The organism is Pantoea sp. Tr-811 (assembly GCF_011752535.1).
Classification (GTDB): domain Bacteria; phylum Pseudomonadota; class Gammaproteobacteria; order Pseudomonadales; family Pseudomonadaceae; genus Aquipseudomonas.
Genome location: NZ_VWXJ01000004.1, coordinates 200,717 through 217,528 on the forward strand (window position 1 = coordinate 200,717; position 16,812 = coordinate 217,528).

Below are 16,812 nucleotides of genomic sequence, written 5' to 3' on the forward strand. Positions count from 1 at the left end.
ATGGCCACCCCAACCAAGCAACAGAAACGCGCCAAGCGCGCCGCCAGCAAGGCCAAGCAGAACCGCATGGTGCGCAGCGGCCAGGCGGTGAAGGCCAGCGCAGGTGACAGCGCCAGCATCGAGCAGGTGTTCAACAAGGCCATGGAAACCGACAGCTACAAAGAGCTGTTCGCCAGGATGAAAACCGCCCAGGAAACCGGCCTGGTGGCGATGATCTCGGTGTTCCTGGTGGACCCGCTGCTGGCGTTGGTGCTCAAAGGCCACAAGGAAGAGCACGCCACCGACTACATCGTGCTGGTGTTCAACGCCTACCGCACCTGGCTCGACGGCGCCGACGAAGACACCACCATGGCCTGGCTGGAGAGCGATGAGTTCCAGGAAGCCTACATTGCCGCCTCCGAGCTGGTGGCCAAGCAGCAACAGCAGCAGAAGCAGTTTGGCTGACAGGTCGGCTTCGCTCTTGCGGGCCTCATCGCGACCTGCGGTCGCTCCTACCGGGCCTGCGCAAATCCCACGACCTACATAAAACCGGTAGGAGCGACCAAAGGTCGCGAAGAGGCCGGAACAGCCAACAAAAAAGGCCGCACCCTGCAAAGGATGCGGCCTTTCTTCATTCCAACACAGGCAGATCAGTTATCCAGCGCCACCCGTGCGTTAGCCTCACGCTTGCGATGCACCAGCAACCCCGCCGCCACCACGCCAATGCTCAACAAAGCAGTGGCAATGATTTCAGCCCGGTGGTCCTCACGCAGCGCCATCACCACCAGCACGGCAACGATAAAGGCGATGGTCGCCCAGGTCAGCCCTGGGAACAGCCACATCTTGAAGGCAATCTTCTCGCCACGGGCCTCACGTTGGCTGCGCATGCGCAGCTGCGACACGGCAATCACCAGGTACACCAGCAGCGCGATGGCGCCAGAGCTGGCCAGCAGGAACTCGAACACCTGGGCTGGGGCCACGTAGTTGGCGAACACGCAAAGGAACGCCGCGGCAGTCGACAGCAGCACAGCCACATGCGGGGTGGCCGCCTTGGTCGTGCGCTGAGCAATGGCCGGGGCATCGCCACGCTTGCTCAGCGAGAACAGCATGCGCGAGGAGGTGTACAGCGCCGAGTTCAGGCAGCTGGTAACGGCCACCAGCACGACGATGTCGACGATCAGCTTGGCATTCGGCACGCCAATACGGCTGAGCACGGTCTGGTAGGAACCCACTTGCGCCAGCGCCGGGTCGTTCCACGGCACCAGGGCCACCACCAGGAAGATCGACACTAGGTAGAACAGGCAGATACGCCAGATCACCGAGTTGGTGGCGCGGCTGATCTGCTTGCCTGGGTCTTTCGATTCGGCCGCGGCGATGGTGACGATTTCCGTGCCCATGAACGAGAACATGGTGGTCAGCATGGCCGCCAGCACTGCGCCCAGGCCGTTGGGCATGAAGCCCTGGGTGTCGAACAGGTGCGAAGCGCCGCTCACCTGGCTGCTCGGCACCAAGCCGAACATGGCGATGCAGCCAACGACGATGAAGCCGATGATCGCCAGCACCTTGAGCAGGGCGAACCAGAACTCGAACTCACCGTAGTTTTTGACGCTGCACAGGTTGGTCAGGGTCAGCGCCAGGGTAATAAGCAGGGAGAAGGCCCACAGGTCAACCGCCGGGAACCAGGCATGCAGGATGGCCGCGGCGGCGTTGGCCTCCAGCGGAATCACCAGTACCCAGAACCACCAGTACAGCCAGCCGATGGTAAAACCGGCCCAGCGGCCAATGGCGCGGTCGGCGTAGGTGGAGAAGGAACCGGTGTCGGGCGAGGCGATCGCCATTTCACCGAGCATGCGCATCACCAGCACCACCAGGGTACCGGCAGCGGCATAGGCCAGCAGCACGGCGGGGCCGGCAGCCGCGATGGCATGGCCGGAACCGACGAACAGGCCGGCGCCGATCACGCCAGCGATGGACAGCATGGTCACATGCCGTTGTTTGAGCCCCTGAGCGAGGTCATTGGAATTGTTACCGCTCATAAAACTACCTTTGTAAGGAGTGGACTACTCGATTGCGAAGGCCGAACGCGCCGAGGGTCGAATCGGGCGTCGCTGCAATCAGCCCATTCCAGATGGCAATAAGCGGGCCATGTGCTGAATGCATTCGTCAGAATTATCCAGGCAGCCAGAAATACCGTGGCTTGCAGGGCATTCGGCCACGGCTTGACCGAATGCTCGCCAAATCCCCATGCCAAGTGCGGATTACGGAAATACTCACTTACAAACGCACCAAAGGTGCTCCTCGGTAACACCTATGCACCAACGCAAGGCAAAAAGTGCAACCCAAAGGTACAACCCAAATACCGAAGAAACTGCAGCCCAAGTATCACCCTGCCAGCGCGGGCGTGCCCCGCGAATGGTCCGAAAGCGCTTCCATGAGCCGCCCAAAACTGTCACCATCGCGCCTTTTTTCATCAAGGCCATGGAGCGGGGTCAGCCCTTTGCGGACATCTGCGCGACGTTGCACTGCAGCGATGCGACAAACTGCCCCGGCATTGCCTTGAGCCCCTTGCGACCCTGTTGGCCGCCCTATTGACGCTATGCTAGCTTGGCGCTCGCCAGGAAGGCCGCCAACAGCTGGGAACGCACCCGATCACATGAGGACCGCACATGGCCCAGGCCACGCCCGCGCTGGAAATCCGCAATCTGCACAAACGCTACGGCGAGCAGGAAATTCTCAAGGGCATTTCGCTGACCGCACGCGACGGTGACGTGATCTCCATCCTGGGGTCGTCCGGCTCCGGCAAGTCCACCCTGCTGCGCTGCATCAACCTGCTGGAAAACCCCCACCAGGGCGAAATCCTCGTCGCCGGCGAAAGCCTCAAGCTCAAGGCCGCCAAGAACGGCGACCTGGTGGCTGCCGACAACCGCCAGATCAACCGCCTGCGCAGCGAAATCGGCTTCGTGTTCCAGAATTTCAACCTGTGGCCGCACATGTCGATCCTCGACAACATCATCGAGGCGCCACGCCGCGTGCTCGGCCAGAGCAAGGCCGAGGCCATCGAGGCTGCCGAGGCCCTGCTGAACAAAGTGGGCATCTACGACAAGCGCTACAGCTACCCCGCCCAGCTTTCCGGTGGCCAGCAGCAACGCGCCGCCATCGCCCGTACCTTGGCCATGAAGCCCAAGGTGATCCTGTTCGACGAGCCAACCTCGGCGCTCGATCCGGAAATGGTCCAGGAAGTGCTTAACGTTATCCGCGCACTGGCCGAAGAAGGCCGTACCATGCTGCTGGTGACGCACGAGATGAACTTTGCCCGCCAGGTGTCCAGTGAAGTGGTCTTCCTGCACCAGGGCCTGGTTGAAGAGCAGGGATCGCCGCAGCAGGTCTTCGAGAACCCGGCCTCGGCGCGTTGCAAGCAATTCATGTCCAGCCACCGCTAACGGAGCAATACATGCACACTTACAAGAAGTTCCTCCTGGCAGCCGCTGCCACCCTGGTGATGTCGGCGAATGCCATGGCCGCGGAAAAACTGCGCATGGGTATCGAAGCTGCCTACCCACCGTTCAACAACAAGGATGCCAGCGGTAACGTCGTCGGCTTCGACAAGGACATCGGCGACGCCCTGTGCGCCAAGATGAAGGTCGAGTGCTCGGTGGTGACCTCCGACTGGGACGGCATCATCCCCGCCCTGAACGCCAAGAAGTTCGACTTCCTGGTGTCGTCGCTGTCGATCACCGACGAGCGCAAGCAGGCGGTTGACTTCACCGAGCCGTACTACTCCAACAAGCTGCAGTTCATCGCACCGAAGAACGTCGACTTCAAGACCGACAAGGCCTCGCTCAAGGGCAAGACCATCGGCACCCAGCGCGCCACCCTGGCCGGCACCTGGCTGGAAGACAACTACGGCAGCGACATCGACATCAAGCTGTACGACACCCAGGAAAACGCCTACCTGGACCTGGTGTCCGGCCGCATCGACGGCATCCTGGCCGACAAGTACGTGCAGTACGAGTGGCTGAAAAGCAAAGACGGCTCGAACTTCGAGTTCAAGGGTGAGCCGGTGGTCGACAGCGACAAGATCGGCATTGCCGTGCGCAAGGGTGACACCAAGCTGCGCGACGACCTGAACAAGGCCCTGGCCGAAATCAAGGCCGACGGCACGTACAAGAAGATCAACGACAAGTACTTCCCGTTCAGCATCGAATGATCCGCCCTGACCTGCGCGCCCTCGCGGCGCGCCGGTCCCTAGAATGACCTGCCCATGAATATCGACCTGCACGGATTCGGTCCGGCCATGATGGCCGGCACCTTGATGACCGTAAAACTGGCGCTTTGCGCCCTGCTGCTGGGGCTGGTCCTGGGCCTGCTCGGCGCCCTGGCCAAGACTTCCACGATCAAGCCACTGCAATGGCTTGGCGGCTTCTACTCCACCCTGGTGCGCGGCGTGCCCGAATTGCTCTGGGTGTTGCTCATCTACTTCGGCACCGTTGGCCTGATGAACAGCCTCGGTGATGCCCTGAACATGCCGGGCCTGGAGCTTAGCGCCTTCGCCGCCGGCGTGATCGCCCTGGGCCTGTGCTTTGGCGCCTATGCCACCGAAGTGTTCCGTGGTGCGATCCTGGCGATCCCCAAGGGCCACCGCGAAGCTGGCCTGGCACTTGGCCTGTCCCAGGGCCGCATCCTGTCGCGGATCATCCTGCCGCAGATGTGGCGCATCGCCCTGCCGGGCCTTGGCAACCTGTTCATGATCCTGATGAAAGACACAGCGCTGGTGTCGGTGATCGGCCTTGAGGAAATCATGCGCCATGCGCAGATCGGCGTGACGGTCACCAAGGAGCCATTCACCTTCTACATGGTCGCTGCCTGCATCTACCTGAGCCTGACCATCATTGCCATGACCGGCATGCACTTCATGGAAAAACGCGCCGCTCGCGGCTTTGCGAGGGCCGAATAAATGAATTGGGAAGTCATCATCAAATGGCTGCCGCGCCTGGCCCAGGGTGCGACCCTGACCCTGGAGCTGGTGGCCATTGCCGTGGTCGCCGGGTTGATCCTGGCCATCCCGCTGGGCATCGCCCGCTCTTCGCGCCACTGGTACGTGCGGGCAGTGCCGTTCAGCTACATCTTCTTCTTCCGTGGCACGCCGCTGCTGGTGCAGCTGTTCCTGGTGTACTACGGCCTGGCGCAGTTCGATGCGGTGCGTTCCAGTTCGCTGTGGCCGTACCTGCGCGATCCGTTCTGGTGCACGGTGCTGACCATGACCCTGCACACCGCCGCCTACATTGCCGAGATTCTGCGCGGTGCGCTGCAGTCGATTCCCAAGGGTGAAATCGAGGCGGCACGGGCACTGGGCATGTCGCGGGGCAAGGCGCTGTTCTACATCATGCTGCCACGCGCCGCGCGCATTGGCTTGCCGGCGTACAGCAACGAAGTGATCCTGATGCTCAAGGCCAGTGCCCTGGCCAGTACCGTGACCTTGCTGGAACTGACCGGCATGGCCCGCACCATCATTGCCCGCACCTACCTGCCGGTGGAAATCTTCTTCGCCGCCGGGGTGTTCTACCTGGTGATCTCGTTCGTGCTGGTGCAGGGCTTCAAGTTGCTGGAGCGCTGGTTGCGGGTTGATGCCTCGCAAGGCCGCTAGCTGACACCTGGGCCCGGTAGGAGCGAGCGCAGCTCGCGATGCGCCGCGAACGCGGCGCCCACCCCATCAGCCAAACACAAACACCAGGCCCCACCATGCCCGCCTACCTCCACAGCCACCAGCTCGCCAGCCGCTTCCAGGCCCTCGACCAGTTCCTGGCCGAGCACCAAGCGCTGTGGAAACCCAGGCCCTTCACCACCCTGCGCCTGGGCTGGGAAAGCCAGTACCCCGAACTGGCCGCACACCTGCGCCAGAGCCCCCTGGCCGACGCCGAAGCCAACATCGCCCCACACGGCCTGCCGGCCCCATTCCCACAACTGGCCGCGCAAGCCGAGCAACTGTCGGCCATCGGCGAGCTTCCCGACACCGGCCTGGCCCCCGCCGGCCACCGCCTGGACGCCAACGTGCCCGGCCGCAAATGGCAACAGATCGAAGCCTTCGGCCGCCGCCTGGGCTTTGCCCAGCACAGCGGCCACTGGCTGGACTGGTGCGCCGGCAAAGGCCACCTCGGCCGCCGCCTGCTGCAACCCGGCCAACAACTCACCTGCCTTGAATACAACCCCGAGCTGGTTGCCGCCGGCCAGGCCCTGAGCGACCACCACCACCTGCCCGCGACCCACGTCCAGCAAGACGTCATGGCCGCCGGCAGCTCCCAGTACCTGGGCCAGGACAAGAGCGTGGTCGCCCTGCACGCCTGTGGCGAACTGCATGTGCACCTGCTGCGCCAGGCCAGCCAGCAAGGCTGCCGCCAGCTGGCCGTTGCCCCCTGCTGCTACAACCGCATCCCTGGCGAGCACTACCAGCCGTTATCCACAGCCGCGCAGCACTCACCGCTGCAACTGACCCTCACCGACCTCGGCCTGCCGCTGAACGAAGCCGTCACCGCAGGTGCCCGCGTGCGCCAGCAGCGCGACTGCTCCATGGCCCGGCGCCTGGGGTTTGACCTGCTGCAGCGCGAGCAGCGCCAGTGTGATGAGTACCTGCCCACCCCGTCACTGCCTGTCGCCTGGCTAAGCAAGCCCTACGAGCAGTATTGCCGCGAGCTGGCCCAACTGCGCCACCTCGAACTGCACGGCAACCCTGATTGGGCCGCACTGGAAGCCGCTGGCTGGCAACGCCTGGCCGAGGTGCGCAACCTCGAACGCCTGGGCAACCTGTTCCGCCGCCCACTGGAACTGTGGCTGGTACTGGACCGCGCGTTGTTCCTGGTGGAACAAGGCTACCAAGTGCGGCTCGGCACGTTCTGCGACTACCCCCTCACCCCACGCAACCTGCTTCTGCTGGCCGAGCGCGACCGTTAGCCACAGCACAACCTGTGGATAAGTCTGTGAACAAGCTTTTGATGACTGGATGGATCCAAGCGCTATTTAAAGCGTTCGGCTTATTCCTGCGTGCCTCTCAAGCCCAATAAAAACAGGCCTTTGCGCAAAGACCGGCGGTACGCCAGAACGGCATGCCTTTCGCGCAAGGGCAAGATGCCTCTTGTGCATAAGCCAAAATTCGATTAGGCAGGGCCTGCGCCATCCGCCCTTGGCCGGGCAGCGGTTCAGCGTGTGGTGCAAGCCATGAAAAAATCAGAAACACAGCAATTTATTATCGAATCACGATAATAATGTTTAATGAGCGCTCACCTCTTGCCTGGACGCTCCCATGACCTACGATCCCCGCCCCTCCAGCCTCCCCCGTCCCTTGATCGTGTTTTGCGCGGTGGCCCTTGCCTGGGTGGCTGCCGCAATCGAACTGGCCTCCCCTGGGCTGCTCTGGGCACTCGAATACGATGCCATGCTCGACGCCATCCTCACCGACAACGCCGTCAACCTGGGTGTACCTGACGCCGCTACATTCACTCCATCGAGCCTGCTCGCCGGCACCCTCATCGCGCTCGATTGCCTGGTCGCCCTGGCCTATGCCGCCCCGCTGTTCTTCTCTGGCCTGTGGTTCAGAAACCTGCACCCGACCAAGGCCTGGACCGATACCAACATCCGCTGGCTGGGCCGCATTGGCCTGCTGTGCCTGTGCATGCCGCTGATCAAGTCACTGGCAGGCATGGTGCAAAGCCTGGCCCTGAGTTCGGAACTTCCGCCCGGCTTGGTCGGGGTCAGCCTGGGCCTGGACTTCTCGTCGGCAGCCTTGTCGCAAATTGCCATGGGGCTGCTGCTGCTGGCCTTCGCAGCCATGATGCGCCATGCCAAATCGCTCCATGATGAGAACAGGTGCTATGTGTAAAGCCCTGTTCCGGCTCAGTGCCCTGACGTGCCTGTCGCTGTTGCTCGCCGGTTGTGGCCCTGGCTACTCCTACCGCTACGTGGCACCGGCGAGCGAAAGCGGGTTGGCCTGCGTGCGCGCCTGCTCCACCGAACTCAACCATTGCCGCCAACTGTCACGGCAACAGGCGCGCAACGACCAGGCCCGGTACGAAGCGGATCAGCGCGCCTTCCAATATTGCCGTGCAGGCAGAAGCAAGGCAGACGCCAACCGTTTCTGCCCGGCTCCGTCGGCCTTTTGGGGCAGCGACGCCTTCATGAGCGAAGGCTCCAGCTGCAAACAGGACTTCAACAGCTGCTACGTGGGTTGCGGCGGCCAGGTAGAGCGCGTGCAAAACGCCTACTGATCCAGGGAGTGCCAACATGAAGAAGCACGAGTTTGCCGGCTGCGCATTTCTGCTGACGCTAAGCGCCTGCTCGACCCTACCGTCCTACCCCACCTGGGAGGAGCCTTCGGTGGAAGTGGTGCGGCAGCAGCCGGCGGTGCATCAAGTTCCCTGCAAACGCAGGGGCTGCGACAACCACCGGCTGATCTTCGACCCCAGCCGCCCCGAGCCCAATGGCCGGGCCATGCACCGTGACTGGTAAGGTGCAAGGCATGACAGCCGACACATCCAAGGCCGGCAGATCGGTGTATCATCCGCATCTACCTACGAAAAATCTGACAACACCCATTCCTGAGTGCCCGTTGCCCATGCCTGCTTGCAGGCTGACGAGCGATGGACGAACCCCGGATGAATCACTGCATATGCCGATAATCATTCGCCTGGATGTGGTCATGGCCAGGAACAAGATGCGTTCCAAAGACCTGGCGGACATCATTGGCATCACCGAGGCGAACCTGTCGCTGCTGAAGAACGGCAAGGTCAAGGGCATCAAGATGGAAACCCTCGACAAACTCTGCCGGGCGCTTGGCTGCCAGCCGGGTGATTTGTTGGAACACAGCGATACCTGACACCGATGATGCAGCCCATGAAACCAAGAACGGACTCCACGAACGTGCCCCAAATTCCAACCTTCGCCCTCCTGGCCTTGACGCTGACGCTTGCCGGTTGCTCGGGCAGCCGCCCACCTGCAGAACACAACGAGCTGGGCTGGAACACGCCTGGCATGCAACTGGGCGGCGACAACGGCCTACCCCTGCGCGTACAAAGCCCCTGCCGCAAGCGTGGCTGCGACAACGACAAGCTGTTTTTCAACCCCGGCAAGACCGAGCCGAGCGCCAATACCCTGCACCGCGGCTGGTAAGAAAATATCCTTTCCGGTCGGTGACTTAGGCTATTTGCATGCTTTCGCAAGGAAGTGGTTTACAGGCGCCAACCGATCGTTATAATGACGCCCCATTGCCGGTATAGCTCAGATGGTAGAGCAACTGACTTGTAATCAGTAGGTCCCGGGTTCGATTCCTGGTGCCGGCACCATACGCAATACTCAAAAGGCTCACCGAAAGGTGGGCCTTTTTTGTTTCCATCCCTCTCAAACCCCACCCCCCTCCTGTAGGAGCGAGCAAAGCTCGCGATGCGGCGCAACGCGGCGCCCCCTTTGCCACTTTTCCCGGCTTCCAAAGCCAAAAAATCGCTTTGCCTCACCCACCACCGCCCGCTAAGCTTTTATATTAAATTTTAGATATCACCACCGAGGCCGGCCAATGGCGCTTCAATTCCACCAAAGCCCCTTCCACGCCACGCACGATGCTGAAACCGCCAGCAAGATGGCCTTGAAAATGGACCTGTCCATCTTCATCACCGACTACCTCAAAAGAATGGGGCTCAAGCAGCATGACGCGGCAGCCCGCTTGAACGTGACCCAATCCCGCATATCCGAACTGGCAAATGGCAAGATCGAGAAATTCACGCTAGACGCCATGATGGACATGCTCGACAAGCTCGGCTTCCACGCCAGCCTGACGCTGCCCTCCAACGAAGCCGGTGCACCTCCCCAGATCGTGATCGCTCAAGCGCCAGCGAGCTAAACGCTGTATCCCATCTTACGAAGCTCGTGCCTGAACTCGTCCATTCGATCCTCAACGACCTGCATCGCGTACCGATCTACCCTGGTGGTGGTTTTCACGAAGGCATGGAGTACAACAACCATGTCCGCGAATTTGGCTACGTACACACATCGGAATGCAGGGCTGCCGTTGATGATGAGTTCGATGGCACCCGCGCCCACCGATTCCGACAACGCCTTGGTCGCCCGCTCGGGGTCCTGACCATGCTGCATGCGTCGCAGGCCTTTGCCGAAGTCGTCCTGAACATCCTGTGGTAAGTCCTTGTATTCACGCTCAGCGGCCGCACTCACAAATGCAAACTTTCTCAATACGCTACTCGCAAGGGAACTAGGTGATTGGGCACGGCAGGAGTGCCGGTGGGTGGGGAATTTAGCGCAGTCGGTAGCTGTTGACGGGGACGGAAATGTTTCGCGATTTATGCCTGGTAACATCCGGTTGCTTTCGCTGATCGAGCGAAGTTGAGCACAAACATTTTTGGGGAAAGCCCATGGTTCGCTCAGCGATCAGGAGCAGATTAAGCTGATCGATCGCGGAGCATTTCGCGCTAAGTGCGGCCCCCAAATGGAAATCGGCGGCCAAGGGATTCGAGCCATTGCGTGCAGCGCGTTGGTTAGGTCCGGGCTGGGATTGAGTGGGCTATTGATCGGCAGATGAGCCACGAGGACGCTACAGCTTGCGGGCCGCCTAAACGAGCTCATCGAAGAGCAGCGGATGATCATGACTTGGTGGAGCGGGTTTCTGGAGGCAAACCACGGGAGGCACGTTACGCCGTATAGGCTCGCCAATCAGGCGGTTGAGAACATAAAGCGCCTGCGCAGTGCCGAGAAGACTGGGTAGCCCCACACCACCTCCCCAAATTGCCTGTAAAGTTACCCACAGCTCCGCATAAATCTCCTCCGCGCGGGTCCATTGAAACGAAGCGGCGAAGCCGCCCTGCTTCAATGGATTAACCCTAGTAAAGGCGACTGACACAGTATTCGTCTGTGGAAAACCACTGATGTCTACCGGAGGATGGTTTTCCACAGGCGCTACTATTTTTATCAAGAAATCAGAGCTTAATTCGATATTCGAAGTTACTGGCAGTCGCTTCACTCTAATGACATACGACCAGAAAATTTATTTGACATAGGGAGTCAACGCGCAAACTGTTCAACGCACTGCCAGTATCATCGCCAACGGCTTAAGGAAACTTGAGGATATGCTATCAGACGCACTGCATGGCATCGAAAAAAATGAATAATTCGAAATTCGCTTATCTCAAGCTTAAAATTATGCGAAGAGTCCAACCGCTTATCGCACCTGCTAAGCCACTGCGATGAAATTCTTGAAAATGCGCAGCATAACAATGAGTCATTAATTTCAAACTTTTTCCTTCAAATGACCTAGACAAGCTCAACGAACAGAAACGTGAGTTCAGCGTCAAACTAAATGGGTTACTCATTGGCATCTAAGGAAAGCTTTTGGCGATACCAGTATCTACTATTTTAGCGAGGACGCAGTTAAAAGACGCAACAGACGAAAGCCATCTCACCATTAACTGCACAGTGATGGTTTCGTCATTATTCTTCCTGACGATAATTTAGTTACTTATCAAAAGTCAGATGATCGCTATTAAAGCGATTAGGCATGAAATATTTCAGAAGGAAAAGCGCTTTCGTCAAGAGTTGCCGAAGCTTTTCGCAGAAGTTTCTACCATTTTCGGAAGTTTGAAAGCCGATTGCGATCTGAACTTAAAAATGGCTTGGTCGCTCACGGTGCTTTCCTTTGTACTGACGGCTATCACAGGCTATGTATTTTTAGTAAAACATCAGAGGTGACGTTTCTGCTGGCCCAGCTCCTCGAATGGGCATTAGACTTGTGGACCAACCTTAAAGCAGAAAGCGACAAACTGCTGAATAGTGTATCCCCGCAGTAGATCGCGGCTGATTTTTACAGCAGATGCCGCCTGCAAGAAGTAACCACTTGGTTGGTCCGTTTCGCAAAACTTCGCTCCCAAGCCTTACTTGGTTAAAATTTCTGGGAATATTTTTTTCTGCGCATCCGAACCAATAGCATGATAAAGAGCTTCCCCAGTTTCAGGATCGAAGTCAACCACAATCTTAACGCCAAGAGAGCTGGCGCCAGCTTTGCTGGGCTCACATATCATTACCCCAATCAAGTCCAAATTAACCTTTGACTTTCCTGGTAAAAAAGCCACGTTAAACTTTTCAGGCGATTGAACTGAGCGATAGCACCATGCATCTTGTTCTGGGTAGTTAAAATATGTATCTGCGATTGCACGGGTTATCGAGTAACGTCCTTCTTCTCCCGAAGCCACTAGCCGCGAAAACTCTTCATCTAAAAATGAATAAAACATTCTAGACCCCTCATCTTTTGACAACGATGATCCCTCGTAGTCGCCTAGCACTGCGACTTTAACCTGCCGGACTGACTTGTACACCATAACCGCAATATATTTGCTATCTCTTGCTCTCGCTTCGTCAATTGCTAATTCAAAGTCATTTGGACAGCAATACAAAGTACTCTGACCAACACCATTGAGTCGCCCTTGCATACGTACAAATCTCGAGGGTGGTTCCCAAGCATCGTCTACTGTCCGAATTGTTCTTAGTGGAAGGACGGTGTCATCTGAAGGAATCGGCCGCACTCGGAAGAAAGTAGTTCCTTGTTCGTATGATCTAGTCTCCACACCAAAGGAAAAAGTGTTTCCAAAAATTGAAGAAATGGCGCTTATGCATTTTTCATCGCTAATGCCAACTTCTGCTTGGGTTCGAAAATCTCGAATTCTTTCCCTTATTTCTCCACCGTCGACATCAGAAGAAAACACAAATACTCCTTATTAAATTTATATTCCAACGCTGGAATTCATTCAACCTAAAAAATACTTTTAACACATGCCGAAAACTTAATGCAAGCGAAATGATATCACCCAACAAGATCCGATGAATGCTTGTTGAAAAAATTGCTTCAACCGCTCGTCACTACCGCTCCGAGTTGTTTGGTGCAGCGGGCATTTTTACTAGGACTAGGTACTTTCATGGCGCCACCCTAAGCCTACCCGACTCGGAATTAAGGTATTTTTTGCACTTTTCATATCCGTAAGTAATTGGCCGACTCACTTAAGGACAGACTTAGAGATAGAGCCACTTTGCGCAGAGAATAATAGTATTAAAACACATATACTTATATTACTTTTCGACTCCTAATGCCTTTAAAAGGCTCACCGAAAAGTGGGCCATTTCTCTTTCCAGCCCCCACCCTCGCTCTGCAAACATCGGAAAATCTGTGTCGCCCTACATCCAAAACTCGCACTACTGCCTCAATCGATTCCATGCATAAAATACTCGACAGGCACCTTAAAAAACTCCGAAAATCCCTTTATCTGTACAACAGTCATCTTCCTTTTTCCATTTAATATCTCAGATATCGCACTCTGCGATGCAATATTGGAAAGATCCCGTTGCTTGACCTCTCGTAACTCCATGAGAAACCTCAATGCCTCCGACTGGCTGGCCATGGGCACAAGCACTGTTTCTCTCTCATACTCATAAACCCGATCCGCCACCATCTCGGCAAATTTCGCAGCCACATGCCCTTCGCTATCAGCATGGGAATACAGCTCGTCGATCAAGGCCATCCGCACCTGCAACTCATCATCATCCTTGATCGGATCGCTACAGGCCGATAGCAGCGAAGTCATCGTGACTACTTGATCACTCAAGCAGTCAAGTAATGGTGAAATATTAGCAATGAATGAATCTAATCCTAATGTTTCGACTTTATCACGTTTCATTTTCTTCACCTCTAAATTCATTTGCATCTTGGCCTCATAAGCTGGCGACTATCTAACATCATTCCTGCACCATCTGTCATATTCCGCATGTGACAAGATTGACTTAATGAAGATCGTGCCGGCCCTGGTATTGATCCAGGTAATAATTCGACATTCAGTCCCTTTGATATCAAACACATAAATATCAAGCGGCCCCTTCTGGCTGGCTGACCTCAGCTTTGACGAGGGTACACGGTCAACGTTCCAACCCGATGCTGTTTCCCAGACCGCCTTTAGCTGCTGGTAGGATTCAAAGCGGAGGCTGGCCCGGTCGAACGTCGCCAGCCAAAGGCTCAGTGCTTCTTTCCACTGTGCGTGGGACGTCATGGCATCTGTGACTGCTCTTTTTGTAATTACCCGCATAAGCACTCTTCCAGCTTTCTACCTCGTGAAATTTATCTCATATCCAGATATCTGTCAAACAGATATCTGGATATGAGATGGCCACCTCCGTCCACCCCCAAGGCCCGCAGTATTCCCACTTTCACAACACGCTACTCGTAAGGAAATTAGGTGCTCGGGCACGTCAGGAGCGCCGGAGGGTGGGGAATTTAGCGCAGTCGGTAGCAGTTGATGGGGGCGGAAATGTTTCTCGATTTATGCCTGGCAACATCCTGTTGCTTTCGCTGACGGCACGAGCTTGAGCACAAAAATTTTTGGGGAAAACCATGCTTCGCTCAGCGATCAGTAGCAGATTGAGCATGACTTGCTGAAGCCGGTTTCTGGAAGCGAACCACGAGAGGCACGTTTCGCGGGAGGCTCGCCAATCTGGTGGGTGGTCACGCGCCTGCGAAGGCTTTCCCTCACGCAGCCCTCTGCCCCAAGCTCTCCCACCCCAAACACGCCAGCGCCAACGTACGCGGAACCACCTCCCGCCCACTGCTATACCGGCTAATGCTACGCGCGCTCACCCCCAATGCATCGGCCGCCTGCTCCAGCGTCATCCGATGCCGCAAGCGCCACTGAATGAATATTCTTGTGTTTTCGTCAGGGGCAGCTTGGGCAAGCGCGTCCAGCAAGAGCGTGTCGGCACCGATCTGGATATCCAGATCCGGCCATTCAACCGACCATCCCCCGTCACCCAAAACAACGCCCTCGAACGCCTTGCGCTTGGCCAGTGGAGCCAAACCCGGATGGTTTTTGAGCGCGTCGCTCATCTCCAGGGTGTAACGCTGACCATTGGTAAAGGTCAGCTCAAGGCTGCTGCCCGAACGAGGCTGAACACCCCGCAGACGAGGACGTTTCATCGATGCCATTTCATCCAATCCTTCAACTGACCGGCCTGATTAGCCGCAATACACACTAGGGCCCAGCACCTCGGCAGATGCTCTCCCTTGTTCTGTAGACATGGACAAGCAATATAGCCAATTTGGCGATACCGTAGTGCTGTCTACGAATTCGCATGTGTCCAAGGTATCAAACGAGTATCAACCCGTATCCCTCCCCGCTTGTCATCCCCACACCCCTCCATATAGCATTGCGAAAAATTCTCATCCGCATCCAACCCCAAGGCCCGCCGTGTTCTCACCAACCGCCCCGCCTTCAGCCCCAGCCGACATCCAAGCCCTCTACACCGAGCACCACGCCTGGCTTGTCGACTGGCTACGCAAACGCCTGCGCCAAGGGGACAATGCCGCGGACCTCGCCCAGGACACCTTCGTCAAAGTCCTCGGCAAACCCGAGCGCCTGAAGGACATCAACCAGCCTCGGGCCTGGCTGAGCACCATCGCCAAGGCATTGGTCATCGACCGCACGCGCCGTGACCGTGTGGAACGGGCTTACCTGGATGCCATCGCCCACCTGCCAGAACCCCTGGTGCCCTCGCCCGAAGCGCAGATGATCCTGCTGGAAACCCTGGCCAAGGTAGACGCCTTGCTCGATGGCTTGCCGCCCAAGGTGCGCAAGGCCTTCCTGCTGTCGCGGCTGGATGGGCTGGGCTACAAGGACATTGCCGAGCAGTTGGGCGTCAGCCTGCGGTCGGTGGAAAGCTACATGGCAAAGGCGATACGCCATTGCTATCTCGCCACCCTATGAGCGCCGCTACCCGCCCCGAATTACCAGACGACGTGCTCGATCAGGCGATCATGTGGCTGGTTCGCCTGCAGTCGGGGTATGCCGACGAGCAGGTTGTCCAGGGCTGCCTGCAATGGCGCCAGCGTCATCCGCTGCACGAAGCGGCCTGGCAAGCATTGCAGGCCAATGAAGCGACGTTCAGCAGCCTGTCGGGCATGCCCGGCGGTGTCGCCCATGCGACCCTGGAGCGTATGCAGCACCACCCGTTGGACCGGCGTCGGCTGCTGCAGTGGCTGGGCACCGGCGTGCTCATTGGCGGTATGGGCTGGCAGAGCCAGGGGCTTGTTCGGCGCTGGGGGGCGGACTACAGCACTGCCGTGGGTGAACGGCGGGCGGTGATGCTCGCTGACGGCTCCCGCCTGCACCTCAATACCGACAGCGCAGTGAACGTGGCCTTCACCCACAGCCAGCGCCTGGTCACGCTTGTGCAAGGCGAGATTTTCATCGAGACAGGGCCTGACAGCGGCTCGCCCACCGGGCGGCGCAGCTTCTGGGTGCACACGGCCCAGGCGCGCCTGGAGGCACTGGGCACTGCTTTCGCTGTGCGCCAAGGCGATAGCCACACCAGGCTTGCGGTCGAGCAAAGCCAGGTAGTCATTCACCAAGGTATACGCCAGCAGTTGGTGAATGCGGGTGAACAGTACGCGATCAGCCTCGACGGCTGCTCCAGGCTGCCCGTGGGCGAGATGGATGCCAGCGCCTGGACCCGGGGCCAATTGGTCGTTCGCAGCATGCCAATGCAGGCGCTGGTTGCCGAGCTGGCCCGCTATCAGCGCGGCTGGATCCTGTGTGCTCCCCAGGTGGCCGAGTTGAAGGTGTCCGGGGTCTTTCAGCTGGAGGACATCGACCATGCATTGGATGCACTGGCAGGCTCGATGCCAGTGAAGATCGAGCGGGCTACCCGGTTCTGGCGCCGGGTCGTTGCGGGTTGAGCAACCTTCGCAAGAAAAAATGAACACCAGGCTGCGGGTTTTTCCGAGCACTTCGGCAAACAGGGAAAAGACCCTGC

21 protein-coding genes and 1 tRNA gene are annotated in these 16,812 nt (G+C 58.0%); 16 read left to right on the forward strand and 6 right to left on the reverse strand.

Translation table 11 applies throughout. The features are described from left to right. Positions 1-444 (forward strand): hypothetical protein, encoded by a 444-nt coding sequence (locus F3J44_RS07940; RefSeq protein WP_167271566.1) that lies wholly within the window; start codon positions 1-3, stop codon positions 442-444. Between the two features lie 185 nt (positions 445-629). Here the strand turns inward: F3J44_RS07940 and gabP are convergent, their stop codons facing one another. Next, positions 630-2,015 carry a GABA permease gene (gene gabP, locus F3J44_RS07945; RefSeq protein WP_167067450.1) on the reverse strand — a complete coding sequence of 462 codons (1,386 nt, stop codon included), beginning with the start codon at positions 2,013-2,015 and terminating at the stop codon, positions 630-632. Positions 2,016-2,645: 630 nt separating this feature from the next. Between gabP and F3J44_RS07950 the strand changes: the two genes are divergently transcribed. From F3J44_RS07950 to F3J44_RS08005, 12 genes are all read left to right on the forward strand, one after another. Further along, positions 2,646-3,419 (forward strand): ABC transporter ATP-binding protein, encoded by a 774-nt coding sequence (locus F3J44_RS07950; protein ID WP_167271568.1) that lies wholly within the window; start codon positions 2,646-2,648, stop codon positions 3,417-3,419. Between the two features lie 11 nt (positions 3,420-3,430). Next, positions 3,431-4,186, forward strand: a complete 756-nt coding sequence (locus tag F3J44_RS07955; RefSeq protein WP_167067444.1) for an ABC transporter substrate-binding protein — start codon at positions 3,431-3,433, stop codon at positions 4,184-4,186. 54 nt (positions 4,187-4,240) lie between these two features. Continuing rightward, entirely contained in the window at positions 4,241-4,933 is a 693-nt protein-coding gene (locus tag F3J44_RS07960) for an ABC transporter permease (protein WP_167067441.1), read from the forward strand. Beyond that, the gene (locus F3J44_RS07965; RefSeq protein WP_167271572.1) at positions 4,934-5,623 is read left to right on the forward strand and encodes an ABC transporter permease; all 690 of its coding nucleotides are present in this window, start codon (positions 4,934-4,936) and stop codon (positions 5,621-5,623) included. It begins immediately after the preceding gene. 95 nt (positions 5,624-5,718) lie between these two features. Further along, positions 5,719-6,924 (forward strand): methyltransferase, encoded by a 1,206-nt coding sequence (locus F3J44_RS07970; protein ID WP_167271575.1) that lies wholly within the window; start codon positions 5,719-5,721, stop codon positions 6,922-6,924. 349 nt (positions 6,925-7,273) lie between these two features. Continuing rightward, a complete protein-coding gene (locus tag F3J44_RS07975) occupies positions 7,274-7,849 on the forward strand; it encodes a DUF2975 domain-containing protein (protein ID WP_167067432.1) in 576 nt (191 codons plus the stop codon). Beyond that, positions 7,842-8,234 carry a hypothetical protein gene (locus F3J44_RS07980; protein ID WP_167067429.1) on the forward strand — a complete coding sequence of 131 codons (393 nt, stop codon included), beginning with the start codon at positions 7,842-7,844 and terminating at the stop codon, positions 8,232-8,234. Before F3J44_RS07975 ends, F3J44_RS07980 begins: the two co-directional genes overlap by 8 nt. 16 nt (positions 8,235-8,250) lie before the next feature. Further along, the gene (locus tag F3J44_RS07985) at positions 8,251-8,475 is read left to right on the forward strand and encodes a hypothetical protein (RefSeq protein WP_167067426.1); all 225 of its coding nucleotides are present in this window, start codon (positions 8,251-8,253) and stop codon (positions 8,473-8,475) included. Between the two features lie 160 nt (positions 8,476-8,635). Then, positions 8,636-8,842 (forward strand): helix-turn-helix transcriptional regulator, encoded by a 207-nt coding sequence (locus tag F3J44_RS07990; protein WP_167067629.1) that lies wholly within the window; start codon positions 8,636-8,638, stop codon positions 8,840-8,842. 44 nt (positions 8,843-8,886) lie between these two features. After that, positions 8,887-9,135, forward strand: coding sequence for a hypothetical protein (locus F3J44_RS07995; RefSeq protein WP_205299755.1), 249 nt, complete (start codon positions 8,887-8,889; stop codon positions 9,133-9,135). 97 nt (positions 9,136-9,232) lie between these two features. After that, positions 9,233-9,308: transfer RNA gene (locus tag F3J44_RS08000), tRNA-Thr, on the forward strand. 227 nt (positions 9,309-9,535) lie between these two features. Then, positions 9,536-9,859, forward strand: coding sequence for a helix-turn-helix domain-containing protein (locus F3J44_RS08005; RefSeq protein WP_167271579.1), 324 nt, complete (start codon positions 9,536-9,538; stop codon positions 9,857-9,859). Here the strand turns inward: F3J44_RS08005 and F3J44_RS30320 are convergent. After that, on the reverse strand, positions 9,856-10,329 hold the full coding sequence (locus tag F3J44_RS30320) for a type II toxin-antitoxin system RelE/ParE family toxin (RefSeq protein ID WP_370526715.1): 474 nt from the start codon (positions 10,327-10,329) through the stop codon (positions 9,856-9,858). The genes F3J44_RS08005 and F3J44_RS30320 overlap by 4 nt on opposite strands. Before the next feature lie 1,170 nt (positions 10,330-11,499). Between F3J44_RS30320 and F3J44_RS08015 the strand changes: the two genes are divergently transcribed. After that, positions 11,500-11,715, forward strand: coding sequence for a hypothetical protein (locus F3J44_RS08015; RefSeq protein WP_167271583.1), 216 nt, complete (start codon positions 11,500-11,502; stop codon positions 11,713-11,715). A 182-nt stretch (positions 11,716-11,897) separates the two neighbouring features. Here the strand turns inward: F3J44_RS08015 and F3J44_RS08020 are convergent, their stop codons facing one another. The 4 genes from F3J44_RS08020 to F3J44_RS08035 form a co-directional block, all read right to left on the reverse strand. After that, on the reverse strand, positions 11,898-12,725 hold the full coding sequence (locus tag F3J44_RS08020) for an RES family NAD+ phosphorylase (protein WP_167271586.1): 828 nt from the start codon (positions 12,723-12,725) through the stop codon (positions 11,898-11,900). Between the two features lie 492 nt (positions 12,726-13,217). After that, a complete protein-coding gene (locus F3J44_RS08025; protein WP_167271589.1) occupies positions 13,218-13,691 on the reverse strand; it encodes a type II toxin-antitoxin system HigA family antitoxin in 474 nt (157 codons plus the stop codon). Between the two features lie 48 nt (positions 13,692-13,739). Next, on the reverse strand, positions 13,740-14,093 hold the full coding sequence (locus F3J44_RS30325; RefSeq protein ID WP_167067402.1) for a type II toxin-antitoxin system HigB family toxin: 354 nt from the start codon (positions 14,091-14,093) through the stop codon (positions 13,740-13,742). A gap of 440 nt (positions 14,094-14,533) precedes the next feature. Further along, positions 14,534-14,986 carry a DUF2442 domain-containing protein gene (locus F3J44_RS08035; protein ID WP_167271591.1) on the reverse strand — a complete coding sequence of 151 codons (453 nt, stop codon included), beginning with the start codon at positions 14,984-14,986 and terminating at the stop codon, positions 14,534-14,536. A gap of 262 nt (positions 14,987-15,248) precedes the next feature. Here F3J44_RS08035 and F3J44_RS08040 point away from each other — a divergent pair, with 262 nt between their 5' ends. Both F3J44_RS08040 and F3J44_RS08045 read left to right on the forward strand, forming a co-directional pair. Continuing rightward, the gene (locus tag F3J44_RS08040; RefSeq protein WP_167271593.1) at positions 15,249-15,764 is read left to right on the forward strand and encodes a sigma-70 family RNA polymerase sigma factor; all 516 of its coding nucleotides are present in this window, start codon (positions 15,249-15,251) and stop codon (positions 15,762-15,764) included. After that, a complete protein-coding gene (locus F3J44_RS08045) occupies positions 15,761-16,735 on the forward strand; it encodes a FecR family protein (RefSeq protein WP_167271595.1) in 975 nt (324 codons plus the stop codon). The genes F3J44_RS08040 and F3J44_RS08045 overlap by 4 nt, the downstream gene beginning before the upstream one ends. The last annotated feature ends 77 nt before the right edge of the window (positions 16,736-16,812 follow it).